General features: G+C 44.9%; 9 protein-coding genes and 1 pseudogene. 4 read left to right on the plus strand and 6 right to left on the minus strand.

Translation table 11 applies throughout. The features are described from left to right. The first annotated feature begins 139 nt into the window (after nt 1-139). Nucleotides 140-2,527 carry a TIR domain-containing protein gene (locus tag RH949_RS03175; protein WP_446351900.1) on the plus strand — a complete coding sequence of 796 codons (2,388 nt, stop codon included), beginning with the start codon at nt 140-142 and terminating at the stop codon, nt 2,525-2,527. 211 nt (nt 2,528-2,738) lie between these two features. On the opposite strand, the pseudogene RH949_RS03180 reads toward RH949_RS03175, so the two are convergent. Both RH949_RS03180 and RH949_RS03185 read right to left on the minus strand, forming a co-directional pair. Then, nucleotides 2,739-3,596: pseudogene (locus RH949_RS03180) on the minus strand (filamentous hemagglutinin N-terminal domain-containing protein); the annotation flags it as partial. A gap of 496 nt (nt 3,597-4,092) precedes the next feature. Beyond that, on the minus strand, nt 4,093-5,310 hold the full coding sequence (locus RH949_RS03185) for a DUF790 family protein (RefSeq protein ID WP_006104285.1): 1,218 nt from the start codon (nt 5,308-5,310) through the stop codon (nt 4,093-4,095). A 100-nt stretch (nt 5,311-5,410) separates the two neighbouring features. Here RH949_RS03185 and RH949_RS03190 point away from each other — a divergent pair, with 100 nt between their 5' ends. Further along, nucleotides 5,411-6,385 (plus strand): tetratricopeptide repeat protein, encoded by a 975-nt coding sequence (locus RH949_RS03190; RefSeq protein ID WP_446351901.1) that lies wholly within the window; start codon nt 5,411-5,413, stop codon nt 6,383-6,385. 863 nt (nt 6,386-7,248) lie between these two features. Here RH949_RS03190 and pckA read toward each other — a convergent pair. After that, on the minus strand, nt 7,249-8,916 hold the full coding sequence (gene pckA / locus RH949_RS03195) for a phosphoenolpyruvate carboxykinase (ATP) (protein ID WP_446351902.1): 1,668 nt from the start codon (nt 8,914-8,916) through the stop codon (nt 7,249-7,251). Between the two features lie 1,093 nt (nt 8,917-10,009). Here pckA and RH949_RS03200 point away from each other — a divergent pair. Together RH949_RS03200 and RH949_RS03205 are read left to right on the plus strand one after the other, a co-directional pair. Next, a complete protein-coding gene (locus RH949_RS03200) occupies nt 10,010-11,710 on the plus strand; it encodes a glycosyltransferase family 39 protein (protein WP_446351903.1) in 1,701 nt (566 codons plus the stop codon). Nucleotides 11,711-11,850: 140 nt separating this feature from the next. Next, the gene (locus RH949_RS03205; RefSeq protein WP_446351904.1) at nt 11,851-13,059 is read left to right on the plus strand and encodes a glycosyltransferase; all 1,209 of its coding nucleotides are present in this window, start codon (nt 11,851-11,853) and stop codon (nt 13,057-13,059) included. Between the two features lie 113 nt (nt 13,060-13,172). Here RH949_RS03205 and RH949_RS03210 read toward each other — a convergent pair whose 3' ends face one another. The 3 genes from RH949_RS03210 to RH949_RS03220 all read right to left on the minus strand — a co-directional run. Then, nucleotides 13,173-14,477, minus strand: coding sequence for an MFS transporter (locus RH949_RS03210; protein WP_006104300.1), 1,305 nt, complete (start codon nt 14,475-14,477; stop codon nt 13,173-13,175). Nucleotides 14,478-14,886: 409 nt separating this feature from the next. Further along, nucleotides 14,887-15,585 carry an aspartate/glutamate racemase family protein gene (locus RH949_RS03215; protein ID WP_044209822.1) on the minus strand — a complete coding sequence of 233 codons (699 nt, stop codon included), beginning with the start codon at nt 15,583-15,585 and terminating at the stop codon, nt 14,887-14,889. Nucleotides 15,586-15,773: 188 nt separating this feature from the next. Next, nucleotides 15,774-16,100, minus strand: a 327-nt coding sequence (locus tag RH949_RS03220; RefSeq protein WP_446351905.1) for a phosphopantetheine-binding protein, incomplete at its 5' end; no start/stop codon positions are given.

Consider the following 16,100-nt stretch of genomic DNA (forward strand, 5'->3'; position numbering starts at 1 on the left):
CGAGTGTCTTCGTTACATAAAACCAACGATAAGGTTTCAGGTTTTGACAGCAAGCCCTAATTCGCGATCGCTGTTCGAGTCGCATTCAGGTTCTTTTGTTATAGTTGTGGATATTAGAAATAAATCTATCTCAAGTTAGATGTATGAACCGCGTCCCGGCTTTGACAATGGCTTTATTTCCTATGGAAGAGCCGATAGTAAAGCCTTTGCCATAAAGCTCTATCAACACCTGACTGAGTACGGCTTAAAAATTTGGTTTGACTTTGAAAATATTCCTCTGGGCGTAGATTTTCAAAACCAAATTGATGATGGGATTGAGAAGGCGGATAACTTCCTGTTCATCATTGCTCCCCATTCGATCAACTCCGCCTACTGCCGTAAAGAAATCGAACTGGCAATTAAGTACCACAAGCGGATTATCCCGTTGCTGCACGTCGAACAGATTAGTCGTGATACCTGGCAACAACGGAATCCCCAAGGAACGGATGCTGACTGGGATGCTTACCAAGCAAAGGGACTGCATTCCAGCTTTCCCAATATGCATCCGGCAATTGGCAAAATTAATTGGGTGTATTTTCGTGAGGGAATTGACGACTTTGAGCAGTCGTTCTCCGGATTACTAGAACTATTCGCAAGGCACAAGGATTACGTACATCAGCACACGTATTTCTTAGATAAATCACTAGCCTGGGAAAGGCAGCACAAGGGATCACAACATTTGCTCATTGGTGAGGAACGAAAGCAAGCCGAAGCATGGCTGAAGGTGCGCTTTAAAGACGAGCAGCCCCCCTGTACTCCCACAGATTTACACTGTGAGTTTATCAGCGAAAGTATCAAAAATGCCTATAACCTGATGACTCAGGTGTTCCTCTCCTATGCCTACGAAAATGAGGCAGTGATGCGGCAGATTCGCACCAGTCTGTGGCGTGCAGGATTTACAGTTTGGACGAATACCTCTGATATTCAAACAGGGGAAACCTTTGAGGCAGCGATTAAGCAGGGTGTAGCCCAAGCAGATAACTTAGTCTATTTGCTCTCACCTGACTCCCTGAACTCTACCTACTGTCAGCAAGAATTAAACTATGCTTTAGCGCTGAATAAGCGGATTATCCCTGTGCTGGTGAGTCCTGTTGAGCCGGAGCAAATCCCGCCAGAATTGCGCTCGTTACATTATATTGATCTGACTGATAATCTACACGAAGAAGATTACCGTCTTGATGAAAGCCAACTGATCAACATACTGGATCACGAGGCAGTATACTACCACGAGCATAAGATTTTCTTAGCTAAGGCGCTCAAGTGGCAGCAGCAGAACCGCAACTCCAGTATTTTGCTGCGGGATTATAATCTGCGCCGTGCTGAAGCTTGGTTGCAGGTGGCGAAAAAGAGGACTCAACATCAGCCAACAGCTTGGCACGAAGAATTTATCACTGAAAGTCTGCGACAGCCGCCGGAAGTGTCCCATGATGTGTTTATTTCCTATTCTGATGCTGACTCAGACTTTGTGCGTAAGCTGAATGATGCGTTACAGATGCAGGGTAAAACGACGTGGTTTGACCAGGAAAGTATTCCTACCCAAGCGGACTTGCCCCAGGATAGAGCTTCAGGAAGTGACAGCATTGCCTTGCAGCTAGTCATTGATCAGGGTATTGAACGGGTTAAGGGTATTGAACGAGCTAATACAATTGTCGCGGTGATTTCTCTTCCTTTTGTTAACGATGCTGATGTGGCTAAGGAGTTAGCTTATGCCCAGACGCTGAATAAACGAACGGTTGCCATCTTGCATCAAGAAACAGCCACAGCCGAACTTCCCTTGGCTTTAGAGAACGCCCACTGGATTGATTTCCGTAAACACGGCGGTGAATTTTTACCCAATTTTGGCGAATTAATCCGGACGCTAGATAGTGATCCGGACTATACACGCACTCACACTCGGTTGCTGGTGAAGGCGATGGAGTGGACACAAAAGGGACAGGATGATAGCTTTTTGCTGCGAGGGAAAGATTTAGTCGCCTCTAAGCAATGGTTACAGGAATCAGCCGACAAGCAACCGAAGCCCACGGCGCTACAACTAGACTACATTAAAGCTAGCCGAGAACTGCCCTATCGCAAAATTAAGCGGCGTTCGGTGGTGTTGACGAGTGCTTTCGTTTCGCTGCTGGTGGTTGTGGCTCGGTTTTTGGGGGGGATGGAGTCGGCTGAACTGAGAGTCTATGATCAGTTAATGCGGTTACGTCCCAGTGAAGCCCAAGATGAGCGTTTTTTAATCGTTGAGGTGGATGCTGCCAGTAGTGAGGCACTCCGGCGAGACATAATTGCGGAGCGTTATCAGCCGGGAATTGGTACAGTTCCAGACAAAGCTCTCGATGAAGTGTTAGCCATCTTATCGGCACATCAACCCCGACTGATTGGCTTAGATTTTTACCGAGATTATCAGGCACAGCCAGAGTTAGCGGAACGTTCGTTCCCGCCCGAATATCCAGCGTTGGTTTCGTCTTACCGTCAATGTCTACTGTTGTCCCATTAGAGAGAGTAACTGTCTCTACAATTCCATTTTTCTCGTCCGCGCCAGTAATCTTGATATCACCCGTAACCGTGACGCTACCCCCGGCGAAAATATGTAAGGAAGCCCCAGTATAACTATCAAAACTGACATCTCCACTTGCCCGAATCACCGGATCATTAGGGCTTGACAAACTCCCCAGACTACTATCCAACTGCTCAATCCGAAAACTCCCCCCACTCCAATAATGAGCATCGCCGCTTACAGGATTAGCGGAACGCAGCACCATATCCCCACCGGAAAACAACCCACTATCGGGATGATTCAAGGCAAAAATATCAACCGCCTGATTCCCCTGCACCACCAATTCACCACCCGCCTCAGCAATGAACGGATTACTCACACTATCTCGAATCTCTACCGTATCCGTTGCCAACAGGGTTAAATCCCTCCCCGCTTCCAACTGCCCCGACAACGTGAGACGATTCCCGACTAAACTAAAATCTTGCCCTACCCTTAAATTTCCCTGATTAATAATCTCGGCTTGAGGCTGACTCACCCCATACTGCAACCCCGGAGTAACATTCATCGTCAACAACGGTGGCGCTTCGGGATTCGTCGCACTAAAACTACTCCCATCCGAGAAATTAAACCCATTTCCCGTAGAAGCTACAAAGGAACCCGCCACATCCAACCGCGCATTCGGTCCAAACACAATCCCATTGGGATTCACTAAAAATAAATTAGCATTTCCCAATACCCCCAAAGTTCCCAAAATAGTCGAATCATTCTCCCCCGTCACCCGACTCAGGATATTTTCAATCCCCCCAGGATTGGCAAAATAAACCTGTTGTCCGTCTAATACGTTAAACTCAGTAAAGCTGTGGAACAAATTGACCCCTCGCGCTGCTCCACCCTCAATCCGATCAATCTCTACACCTTTGATAAAGCGAGACCCTTCACTCCCCAAGGTAGCATCCGGGATAATCTGAGCCGACACTGGGTTAAACCAAATACCAACGCCCAGCTTAATCACTAACCCACTGACCAGACAAAACCGCATACTCATCCTAGTTAAACTCATCAGAGCCATAAATTGATTGATTAATTAGCAGCCGTATGTAGCGATAGAACTGGAGAATGAAGCAATTGAGACATTTCTGCTTCAACCCAATATGGCACTCCTGATAAGCTTGAACTCGTCTACGTTAACGCCGTGAATGTCTCTAAGCTGTTCGGCATTTAAACCATAATGTCAAGAATTGCGAAATACTTGTAGTGCGTTAAGCGAAGCCATGCCGCAGGCTTTGCATCTTGCTCGCTACCCATTCCCAATTTCAATGCGTGACAGCTTAAACTATACACATCTAATAGCGATCCATGCACCCGTTGTTCTTAATTGTTCCTTCTCGCTGTCCCCAAGCAGCTAACTTGGGTTTGAAATTTTCCTCGCTTTCAATTATTATAATCATCCTTTTCCAGATATAGGGATATTCCCGATTTCCATGGGTAGAGACGCGCCATGGCGCGTCTCTACATCAATGATATGACACCAATGCACGTCGGTGCGCCCCTACGGTGATCACCGTTCATTGATCTAAAACCTCTAGTACCGCCTTGGGTGATAATTTATCCTTAAACCAAATAATCTGGGCAGGCACACGTTCCAGCTTAACCCCAGCTTTATCCAAATTAAGTCGCTCAGAAATTGCCAAAATTAAATTATCACAAGCCGCCCGCCGGACTTGAGAAAATTTCTTTTGCAGGTAGTCGGGACGCCAAAACCCAACAATTTCTAACAACATATCTCGCCCGTCGGGATGCACCAACCGAAAATCAGGAATCATCACACTCCCCGGAATCGGAATCAGATCCACTTCTCGTTCCAGAATCCACTCTGTTTTCAGCGAGTCCCAACGGTTGGCAAAGGATGCCTCAATCATACTGTCGTAAGGCTTACCCGGGGGATAATGAGTGACCAACCCACACTTATCATTCAGGCAAAATCGCCCGGATTTCCACGTTCCCGTGTAGGGATCACGCATTTGTAACGTGGCTTTTAGACTCCAACGAGTAACATGGAGTAGAGCCGGAATCAGTTTCGCGATCGCGAGTCCATAGCGGGTACTGGTTTTAAATAAACTGGCAGGTCCATCAATAGTAATCGTAAACCCGTGATCCGCATCGCCTTCAATATAAGTCATTAAGCCAAATAACTTTAAATAACGAAACAGTAGTTTATATTCCCCCGGTACATTCCGATGAGCATTGAGAACCATCTCAGAGGCTTTGTAGAAAATCCCCTGGACTTGAGATAAGTTGTAACGGTGCAGCAAGGCTTCCGGCGCGGGATCATCAAACTGGGTGAGAATCCGATTTTCCGGCAAATCCGCATAAAGCCCTGTTCTAATTTGCGACGGTAGCACCTCTTGGTGTAATTCTTGAGTAAGCGTACTACTGAGGGTTTCCAGAGTCGCTTCCGTAGCGGCGCGACAGGGGAGGGATTGAGCAGATAGGGTAAAAACCCGTTGTCGCAGTTCTTTTGGTTCCAGGGGACTAACAATTTCAAAGGTACTGAAGTTATTTTTGAGCAGATGTGCTAGTCCCCGTTTGAGGCGATAATCAGGACTATCCCCTTCTAATTCAGAAAGCTGGCTCTTGAGTTGACCTTGGGTATGACCCACCGCCTCCCGGAAACAGGTGATTAAATCCGTGGCGATATCACAGGTTCGTGGGTTAATCGGCAACCGCTTGGGGATGATCTGTTCCCCATTTTGTCGATAAATTAGCAGTGGTGTGGGTAACATGAGCTATTTGTCTTATGTCAGTGGTCATTAGTCTTATGTCTTATGTCATTGATTATTAGTCACCACTTCACTATCCGTTACATAATTTCAAGACTAAACTATGAGTACAACATTATCGATGAGGCAGACACCTGCCCATACTATCTACAGAGTGCTAGAGTGCAGACCTGATAGCTATAGAGATTGGTTAAATCAAGGGCATGGATTGCGCGATGAAGGACGCTATGAAGAGGCACTGACCAGCTATAATCGGGCTTTAGACTACAAGCCCCATGATTTTTGGGCGCTGTACTGGCGAGCCGATGTTTTAGATGCATTGGGACAGTACTCGGAAGCGTTAAGCAGTTATGACCAAGCTTTAGCCGAAAAGCCCACCGATTACTGGAGTTGGTGTCAACGCGCCACGGTACTGCGAGAATTACAACGCTACGAAGACGCGATCGCCAGTTATGATCACGCCCTGGATACTCGACCCGATGACTATTGGGCTTGGTACAATCGAGGACGGGTAGCGCTAGAAGATTTGGATTGGTACAAGGAAGCGATTACCTCCTTTGAGGAAGCCCTGAAGCTTCGACCAACCGATTACTGGAGTTGGTATCGCTTAGGTGACGCCCAGCGGCATTTGGCACGGTATGGAGAGGCAATTGCCAGTTATGAAAAAGCCTTAGAAACCCAACCCGATGATTATTGGGCATGGTACCGACGGGGAGATTCCCTGCGACGATGGGGATGCTTAGAAGACGCCTTAGCTAGCTATGATCGGGCGTTGGAAATCAAACCCACTGACCCCTGGAGTTGGTATCAGCGCGGGGAACTACTACGGAAACTGGCTCGATATCCCGAAGCCGTGGCGAGTTATGACCAAGCATTAGCCTCTGATCCAGACGACGAATACGCCTGGTACAATCAAGCCTGCTGCTATGCCTTACTGGGAAATCAAGAGGGTGCGATCGCGAGTTTACAAGCCGCGATTCGCCTGAATCCCAGCGAATATCTCACCTTAGCCCAAACTGACTCAGATTTTGATCATCTACGGGGACATGAGCCGTTTGCCGCGTTGCTCAAGGGGTGATGGGATGATGGGGTGATGGGGTGATGGAGCAATTTAAAACTCAACCGATAAATCGAAAAGTTATCGTTATGGGATTGGTCATGGTTCATGGTTCATAGTTCATGGTTCATTGGTCATTTAGGAGCGATCCGCAGCGCATCAATGTCCATGTAGGGGCGACCCGCTTGCATTAATTCTCAACGGTAGTCCACTCAATCCGATCGGGTCGCCCTGTGTCCGAAGGTGCAAGCGATCGCGTAAACTATCATGGTTCATGATTGATGTTTCATTGGTCATCCTCTCCCCCCAGCCTAGTCTCAAGGGGCGGGTAAGACAGATAAAAAGGAGACAGGGTGTAGGGTGTGGGGTATGGGGTTATGGGGTATGGGTAAATTCACTCCTGTTAACAATCTCTTGGACAGACTTGGAGAGCATCAAGAGCCTCATTTTTTTTATCCCGAAGATCGCATCTACCCTCCTACTCCATCTCCCTTGCCGGATTGCCTGTTCGGTCATGTTTTGTGATAATCTAGTGAAGTCTAGTCCTTCTATGTGCCCCAGCGATCTCTCACGCTAGGGTTTCCTCAACTGTTGAAGGCAGTCGCGTCTCTACATGCTTCCCCTAGAGGAGTATGTCACTGTAGTTATCGGTTTTTTCCCAAACATTATCGCTAAAGCCTGCCCCTGAAGATAATAATGACCTTAGAAATGACCTTAGAAATGACCTTAGAAATGTAGAGACGTAGCATGCTACGTCTCTACACGATTATTGGTTTGCTTCAGTTGACACCAATGACAGCTAGGCATCCTTACCCGTTCAGGTTCTTGTCCGCAACAACCCTACAGTAATCAGTAAAGGTTGTTACGGGAAGACATCGAAACAGTTACTCAAAAACAGGTGCTGCTTCCTTCACTTCACGCGGCGCATTGGGAAACTTCTTGAAGTTTTCCACAAATCGTTTCGCCAAATCCTTCGCTTGTGTCTCGTAGGCTTGGGGATCACTCCAGGTGTTTTGGGGATCGAGAATGCTGCTGTCAACACCGGGAACTGATTTTGGCACTAAGATCTTGAAGATGGGATGGTGATAGTATTGCACCTTTTCCAACTCGCCACTCAACGCCGCCGCAACCATGGCGCGACTGTCTTGAATCCGGATACGTGTGCCAACGCCGTAAGGTCCACCTGTCCACCCAGTATTCACTAAATAGACATTGGCATCATATTTCACCAGTCGTTCAAATAACATCTCGCCGTAGACAGTTGGCGACAGAGGAAGGAACGGTTGACCGAAACAAGCGGAGAATGTGGCTTGGGGTTCCGTAATTCCCCGTTCTGTACCCGCGAGTTTGCTGGTGTAACCTGACATGAAGTGGAAAATTGCCTGATTATTGGTCAGCTTGGTAATCGGGGGTAATACTCCAAAAGCATCTGCGGTGAGGAAAATAACGGTTCCGGGATGACCACCGATCCCCGGAATGACACAATTAGGAATATAATCGACTGGATACGCGACTCGTGTATTTTCCGTGAGGCGACCATCATCATAGTTGGGATCGCGGGTGGCTGGGTCGAGAACTACGTTTTCCATCATTGACCCGAAGCGAATCGCTGACCAAATTTGGGGTTCATTTGTCCGCGACAGCCGAATGGTTTTGGCGTAACAACCTCCTTCAAAGTTGAAGATACCCCGTTCTGACCATCCATGTTCGTCATCCCCAATTAGATGCCGTGTGGGATCAGCTGATAAGGTGGTTTTTCCTGTACCCGAAAGTCCAAAGAATAACGCGGTGTTCCCTTTTTTGTCCATGTTGGCGGAACAATGCATGGGCAGAACATCGCGCTTCGTCATCAGATAATTCATGAATGAGAATGCCGATTTTTTGATTTCACCGGCATAGCGCGAACCGCCAATCAAAACCAGCCGTTTGGCAAAGCTGACGACAATAAAGGCTTCACTATGGATACCATTAATTTCTGGGTCTCCCTGTAAACCAGGAATCGCAATGATGGTTAATTCGTGGTTATGGGTATTCAGTTCTTCTGGAGTGGGGCGGAGGAACATTTGATGGGCAAACAAATTTTGCGAGGCGAGTTCGTTAATAACTCGTACACCCAGGCGGTATTGCGGATCAACGCCGACATACCCATCAAAGATAAACAGATCTCTGCCTTGCAAATAAGCCAACATCTGTTTATAAAGTAAGTCAAATTTTTCCTGTGATATGGGAACATTGACTTTATTCCAGTTCACTTCCTCATGCAGCCCTGGCTCATCAACGATGAATTTATCCGCAGGAGAACGTCCAGTGTATTTCCCTGTCTCTACACAAAGAGCGCCATTGGCAGCGAGAACGCCTTCATGCCGTTTTAGGGCTTCTTCAATAAGCTGGGGAACCGGGAGATTGTGATACAGATGACCAAGGTTCCTTAATCCCAGAGATTCGAGTCCATAACTCCCATCATTCATGTGAGGATTGACTTCAGATAATGTTTGATAGACGTGGTTCAACGTTTTCAGTTCAGATTCCAATTCGTAAGTATTTTCGTTCATATCAGCACCTTCTACACTCTATAAGCGTGAACTTGCGTTTGCCATAAGAAATATTTCCTAGGTTTATTTGTATCAGAAAAATCGTGTTGTATTTTACGAATTCACAATTATTTAAATTAGTTAATATTTTTTGTTTACTTTTTGTAAATATAAATGAGCATCAGTCTTCTTCCTGCTTAAATCCTAAAATTTGTCAAGCTTAAATGGTGCAAATGTCAACTTTTAATGACAATTCAGCTTGGCTAATTATCGGGAATATATTATGCTGGCAAGAGGTATAATACACTATTGTCGGAACAGATCAATGTTCCTTGGTTTATCATGGTTGATAAACTTAGCGGCAACGACGCTATACGGCTCGACCCAAAATCCTCCTAAATGGTAACATTCGCTACTTATAAGTAGGTGAGGACAATTAAAGTTAACGGCGTAAATCGTCATTAGTCATTGGTCATTTGTCATTTGTAAGGGTTTGAGGAACATTCACAGAACTTAACATAGTTCGGTTTATTTCCACCGACCTACTTACCTCCCTTTTATGACGAGGGGCGGGTTTTGCTGAGAGGTTATCGGTAGGATTCCAACATTAAATGGCTAAACCCGCCCCTACAATTAACAAACTAGTTGATCATCTAAAGATACAAATAGATTCTGTCTCTACAGGACACTTTAAATCAGCAAGTGGATTACCCATTAGGGATAGTCCAGAAATAATTTAGAACTATTGAACTATTGATGAGTTTGGCTAAACGATACTCAAAGTTGTAACAGGGTTTTTACCCAACGCGCTTGCTCAAGGGAACCGGGAGGCGAAGCATCTGGTGAGATTCTGACGCTCGTTCCTCGCTATAGCTTCGCTTTTCCTAGACATGATAGAACGCAACTTTGGTATCACTCATCCCCCTACCAACTCGGTTTCAAGACTTCCCGTGAAAAGTCAGCTAGGGGAGAAGGCGATCGCACGATAAACTCTCTGGGAGGATGGATTGCACTCCCGCCTTTTTCGTCAAGATTAATGTAGCTAAAGAAAAATACCGCCAAATGATCGATTAAACTGGCAAAGAACCTACTCTTGTGTCTATCGCCCTCTCTGATGAGCCGAAGTTTTCCCCTCTCTAAACTCTCCCGGACATTTTCTTGGGCATTACTGATCGCGATCGCGATCGCAGTCCTGTTAAGACTCGTTAACTTAAGTCACCGAGAATTTTGGTACGACGAGGTGTTGTCCCTGCTCCTGTCTACGGGTCAAAAAACGTCCTATTCCACGCCGAAGGAGTTGCCTGTTACCTTAGCTGACTATACCCCATTACTGAGTTTACCTGTAGAAAACGGTATTGGTGCTATCCCAGCCACTTTAAAAAAGTTACTCCAAGGATTAGCTGGTGAACCCCATCCGCCTCTATTTTTTCTGGGTCAACATCTTTGGTTACGACTGTTCGGTAATGGGGTAGCGGCTACGCGCAGCTTAAACGTTTTCTTTAGTATCGGTGCAATCGGTAGCGCTTATGGTTTAGGTCGTCGTTTGCTGGGTCATCAAGGCGGTTTGTTATTGGCGGCTCTTTTAGGCACTAATGCTTATTATCTCTTTCACTCGCTCAATGTCCGCATGTATGGTCCACTATTGTTGTGGGTGATTCTTAGTGCTTGGGCGGCGCTGGAATTGATTGAACCCAAAAGGCTAACGGTTCCAGATAAAGAATACAAGGATGGTGAGGGATCAAGTTTCTATACTAAACTCTTATGGAATCTAGTCTTCATTGGCTCAATCGCCGCAGGTTTCCTCACCTTTTATTACTTCGCCTTTTTTATTGTCGCTCTGGCTATCTTAGTCTTATGGTTAGATCGGCAACATTGGTGGCAACACGGACTCCGGTTTGTGGCGGGGATCATATTAATGATTCCTTGGGTGTTATGGGGAACCCGACAACAACTACGAAATGCTGATTTAGAGCGGTTTGGCGGGACTCAAACCTGGATGGAAACCGTAGGGAAACACCTCGAAGGAGTGACGCAAACCCTAGGTATTCATTTAGTGTTAGGAGATTGGGTTACCAGTTTACCCCTTGTCAGTGCTACTATCGCTGGGATAGGCGCGATCGCACTCTTGGTTGTCTGTAGTATCAGGCTATGGCGTCAGCATCACTACAGGGTTTTGGGTGTGGCGTTACTATTGGGGATTTTTCCCCTTGTCCTGGCGTTAATGGTGGATATCCTCAAAGGTCAGTTTACCGTTGGTTTTGGCTGGGGGCGATCGATGATCTTTATTTTACCCGGATGCTTGCTCTTAATCGCCGCCTGGATTGAGCGGACAATGGGAAAATGGCGACCCCTCGCCGCCGCGATAGTGTTAGGGTTCTATCTAGTGATCAGTATCGGGGATTTCACATTACGCGATCGCCGGATGTTCCATCAAATTGCCGACATCATTGAGCAAGAACCGACAACTCCTACCTTAATCGCTATGAATTCTCAGGCTTGGGGTCACGTCCTCCGTTTAGCCTATTATATTCCCCCAGATTTGCCCGTCACCTTACTGGCGCAACCTCCCGCGAAACTGGCTCCGGTATTAGAGAAAACCTTGAATACTCAAACGGGCAATTTTTCTCGTGTACTCTGGTTAGATAGCGGTGATCCGATATGGTCAAAGCCCAAAACAGAAGCCGAAAAACTGACGTTTCAACAAAACATCCAGACCACTTTAAAGCCTCAATACCAGTTGGTAGAAACCCAGCCACTGGTGGGAACAATGGAAGAAGACCAATTCACTGTTCACCTCTATCAACGTTCTCAATAAGTCGGAGAGAAAGATGAAAGTTAATGGATTTGATCGTCTTATGTCTTATGTTATACTCGCTCCTGCAAAGAAACAAACTACGTCTTACTCGCTGCACGAAATGCAATAAAGCTGCTTAAATCAAACGTTAAAAACAGCTAATGAATGTCAATCCCCCGAATTCCCTGCTTCCTGTTCCGTCCGGTTCCTTTGTGGTTCCGGATGTAACTACTGTCTTAGCGACAACAAAAGAAGGTCCCTTACAGTTTTCCCTAATTATTCCCACGTACAAAGAAGCGAAGAATATTCCCCAGATTGTCGAGCAATTGAGCCGATTACTCGATTCCCAATTAGCGGGGGACTATGAACTGATTGTCGTCGATGACAATAGTCCAGACGAAACCTGGAAAGTGGCGATGGAACTCACGGCGGATTATCCTCAGCTACAAGTGATGCGGCGGATTGAGGAACGGGGACTCTCTACCGCCGTGATTCGAGGATGGCAAGTGGCGCGGGGAGAGGTTTTGGGGGTAATTGATGCGGATCTCCAGCATCCCCCCGAACTGTTATTGCAGCTATGGAGTGAGATCCAACGGGGTGCAGATTTAGCCGTTGCGAGTCGCCATGTTGAAGGTGGTGGTGTGAGTGATTGGAGTATTATCCGCCGCTTTTTATCCCGTGGCGCTCAAACGATTGGCTTAATCCTCTTACCGGGAGTCATCGGGCGGGTTTCTGACCCCATGAGTGGTTATTTTATGGTGCGCCGTCAATGTTTAGTCGGTCGTCCTCTGAGTCCCCTAGGATACAAAATTTTAATTGAAGTCTTGGGTCGAGGGAAAGTTCCTTGGATTGGGGAAGTGGGGTATGTGTTTCAAGAGCGTCAAGCGGGGGAAAGTAAGGTTACGTGGAAACAGTATGTAGAGTATTTGCAACACTTACTACGCTTACGTTTATCCTTGGGTCCTATTGGTCGATTTATTCGCTTTGGTGTAGTCGGTTTCAGTGGCGTATTTGTGGATATGGGGATATTTTATCTGCTGCGAGAGCAAGCGGGATTGGGATTAACCCGCAGTGCGATTCTGTCAGCTGAAGTCGCGATTCTCAATAATTTCTTGTGGAATGATTTATGGACGTTTGGCGATATTTCTCGACATCAACGGGGATGGCGTCAGCGACTGGAGCGATTTTTAAAGTTCAATTTAGTCTGTTTAGCCGGACTCATTCTCAATGTGTTACTGGTGAATTTGTTGTTTAATGTCTTTGGCATCAATGAATATATTTCTAAGTTAATCGCGATCGCGGCGGTGACGGTGTGGAATTTCTGGATAAATCTTAAGCTGAGTTGGCGCGTCACAGATGTGCGACGATAATATCATTCATCTGTTCAATATTCTGGAAACTGACTTTGATATTGGTTTTCGGGGAGAAACTGAGCCGAGCGCATGAGACGGTTGAGGGTGCGGAACGAGGAAGCGATGGCTAGCTAATCCAGATCAACCTTTCGCAAGCGATTATAACTGTAAAAGATGGCTGATGTAAATAAAACAAACAACCCTGCTATAATCATCAAAAAACCAATTCCACGCCCTTGACCCGTTTCAATTAACTGTCCAACGCTGTTAGCCAACAACCCATCATCGGATAGAATCGGTTCAAAGATTCGGTCTGCTAGTGGACTGGCACTAAGATTACCAAAAGCCAAGGTTAGACCCGTTACTGTGCTGAATAATGAGAGTACACGCCCCTGAACATTGGGGTTTACGCTAGTTTGCCAAATTGTCTGATTAGTACCTAAAATAATTGGCAAGGTAAAAAACGACAGAGAAAGACCAACAGCGATTGTAGAGATATTGGGTTTAACTCCAGCGATAATTAAACCTATTCCATTTAATGCAGAAAACATAAACAAAGCAGAAGTTGATTGTTTTCCACCACCCCAAATACTCATAAAGATACTCCCAGCAACCATTCCACAACTCGCAAACGAAATAACAGTCCCAAATGTCGTCGTTGAGGAAAAGGATAAGACCAGTGGATTAATTAAAACGCTAGTCATCCCATCAACAAAGAAATGAACGCTCATGAAGACTAATAACATAACCAAAAATAGGCGAGATGAAATGATTTTCCATCCGTAAATAATCTCCTGAATAATTGCCGCATCTCCCTCAGCTGAGATGGTGCTGGGTTTAGGTTGAGGAATCTGAATCACTAAGAGTGTAAACAATCCAATGAGATAAGTAGAGAAATCAATGAGCAGCAAACCCTGAAGCTTGAAAGTGGCAATGATTACACCAGCAAGGATTGGTGCAGAAAGTTGTCCGACTGCTGTGCTGAACTGAATCAAGCCATTAGCTCTTCCAATCCAATTTTTGGGAACCATCATGGGTAAAGCTGCTGACTTAGCCGTCATTTGAAAAGAACCACACACTGAAGTAAAAAATGCAGATAGATAGGTATGCCAGACTTGTAGATGATCCGTAAGTAGTAGTAAAGCGAGTGTTAGTGTGATAAAAGCCGCAGCTAGGTCACTAAAAATGATGATCCATTGTCGATTCCAGCGATCTACAAAGGCACCAACAAAAGGAGTAATTAATACACCAGGTAAGGTTGTAAGAAATATAACTAAACTTAGTTGTGTAACCGTATGAGTGTGTTGATAAACCCAGATACCTAAGCCAAAACCCGTAAGACGATTTCCAATTTCAGACAGAGACTGTCCCAGCCAGAAGAGAGTAAAGGTAGGGAGTTCACGAACAAGTGCAAATGGTTGACTGACAGATTTCATAATTCAGATCAAGAACTGGTGAGAATATCAGAGGCTTGGGAGGGCAATAAACAATGAAATAGTTCGTTTTTTTATCCAAACTAAAGGAGTTTATCGTTCTTTATATACCTATTTCAACTATCATCAAAATTAATCAAAAAATTGGCACAACAAATCCTATAAGAAAAGATACTACTTACCATAAAACTTCAATTCAGAGATATTTATCCGAAATAAAACCTGAGAAATTTTCTAGGTATAATGCTTATACTGAAATAGTTTCATACTTGTGCTAGGTGACAAATGATTAGTAAATAATATCTAACATTTATCCAGCTTAAAACATTGCCTATTACTTAAAAAACTAATAGTTCAGATCAATAATTTTAATAATATTGCGATAGGTTTCTTCGTTTTATTTCTTCCTTATTTAGGGTACGGTATTTATGTGCTTTTGAGCAACCACAATTAGAGGATCTAAAAATGGGCAATTTATAGATTTTTTTTGTGTCAACAAAAACTTATTTAATAAATGTATTTCTGTGCAACCAGCTATCAAACACTCTGTTTTATACTTCTTTTTCATCCTCTCTAAAAATTGAAGATTAGATTGACTAGAATAAGCCCTAGGATAAATTTTAATGTGATAAATCATGTTGTGAATATTCTCTTGATCTTCATCATCCAGAAGAACAATGTATTTTTTTGCTCGTTGCCATAAATTATTGTCTTGGAATATTTTTAACTTTCGTGTTCCATGGGTACACAGCAATAAATGATTTTCTTGTCGTTCTAGAACCTCATTTAGGATCACGTCTACCAGTGAAATAATTCGCTCTCTTAGTTGAATTGGAAGCTGGGGCAATAGATAATGAGATGTTATACAACAGATGATAATTCTCGAAACCTGTAAATCACATAATTGATATAGAGCATTAGTTAAATTATTCAAGAGCCAATCATATTCTCCTCTTAGTAAAACCTCCGTTCTATCAGGAAAACTTGGATCGGAATAAAGCAGCACTTTAGGTGCTATTTGTTCTTTTTCTCCGAAAATATTATATTCATAGATTGTTTTGATAAACTCTGCTGATGCTAAGGGACCCATCCCGCCTAATATTCCTAACATATTTATAGTTTACCTTCCTAAATCCAAAACGTTTTGGTCTATATAAAACTGACATCGCCGCCTAAAAACGCTTCTCCTCAATCGTGATAACAACTATCATCAACTAACCGCATGAATGGTGCAAGAGTTGCTGTCCTGCTGTCGGTTATACCTGGGCCATTAGAGACCCATAACCAATGCGCTCAATGTCACTGATTCGGATCATTTCCTTGAATGTTCATTCCTGAGTTTAAGTTTTTTAAGGAATCAGGAAGTTTTAGCTCCTCTTGAGACGAAAGTTGAACTCGGCGTCGTTCGCGAGAAATCTTTGTGATTTTAGGTGCATCAATTTTCGTATCGGCAGTAACTTTCATTTTATCAATGATGACAGCCAAAGCGGCGGGAGTAGGAGAGGAAAACAGAGTACGCAAGGGAAGTTCCAGATCAAAAGCCTCTCGCAACCGAGAAACCAGTTGAGTCGCCAACAGGGAATGCCCCCCGATGTCAAAGAAATTCTCCTCCACCCCAACAGCCTC

The organism is Coleofasciculus sp. A1-SPW-01 (genome assembly GCF_040217205.1).
Taxonomy (GTDB): Bacteria; Cyanobacteriota; Cyanobacteriia; order Cyanobacteriales; family Coleofasciculaceae; genus Coleofasciculus; species Coleofasciculus chthonoplastes_A.

Excerpts from the sequence above, each read along its gene's own strand:
- RH949_RS03175 (WP_446351900.1), top strand. The coding sequence starts at position 140 with ATGTATGAACCGCGTCCCGGCTTTGACAATGGCTTTATTTCCTATGGA.
- RH949_RS03215 (WP_044209822.1), bottom strand. The coding sequence starts at position 15,585 with ATGTTAGGAATATTAGGCGGGATGGGTCCCTTAGCATCAGCAGAGTTT.
- RH949_RS03205 (WP_446351904.1), top strand. The coding sequence starts at position 11,851 with ATGAATGTCAATCCCCCGAATTCCCTGCTTCCTGTTCCGTCCGGTTCC.
- RH949_RS03210 (WP_006104300.1), bottom strand. The coding sequence starts at position 14,477 with ATGAAATCTGTCAGTCAACCATTTGCACTTGTTCGTGAACTCCCTACC.
- RH949_RS03185 (WP_006104285.1), bottom strand. The coding sequence starts at position 5,310 with ATGTTACCCACACCACTGCTAATTTATCGACAAAATGGGGAACAGATC.
- pckA (WP_446351902.1), bottom strand. The coding sequence starts at position 8,916 with ATGAACGAAAATACTTACGAATTGGAATCTGAACTGAAAACGTTGAAC.
- RH949_RS03200 (WP_446351903.1), top strand. The coding sequence starts at position 10,010 with ATGAGCCGAAGTTTTCCCCTCTCTAAACTCTCCCGGACATTTTCTTGG.
- RH949_RS03190 (WP_446351901.1), top strand. The coding sequence starts at position 5,411 with ATGAGTACAACATTATCGATGAGGCAGACACCTGCCCATACTATCTAC.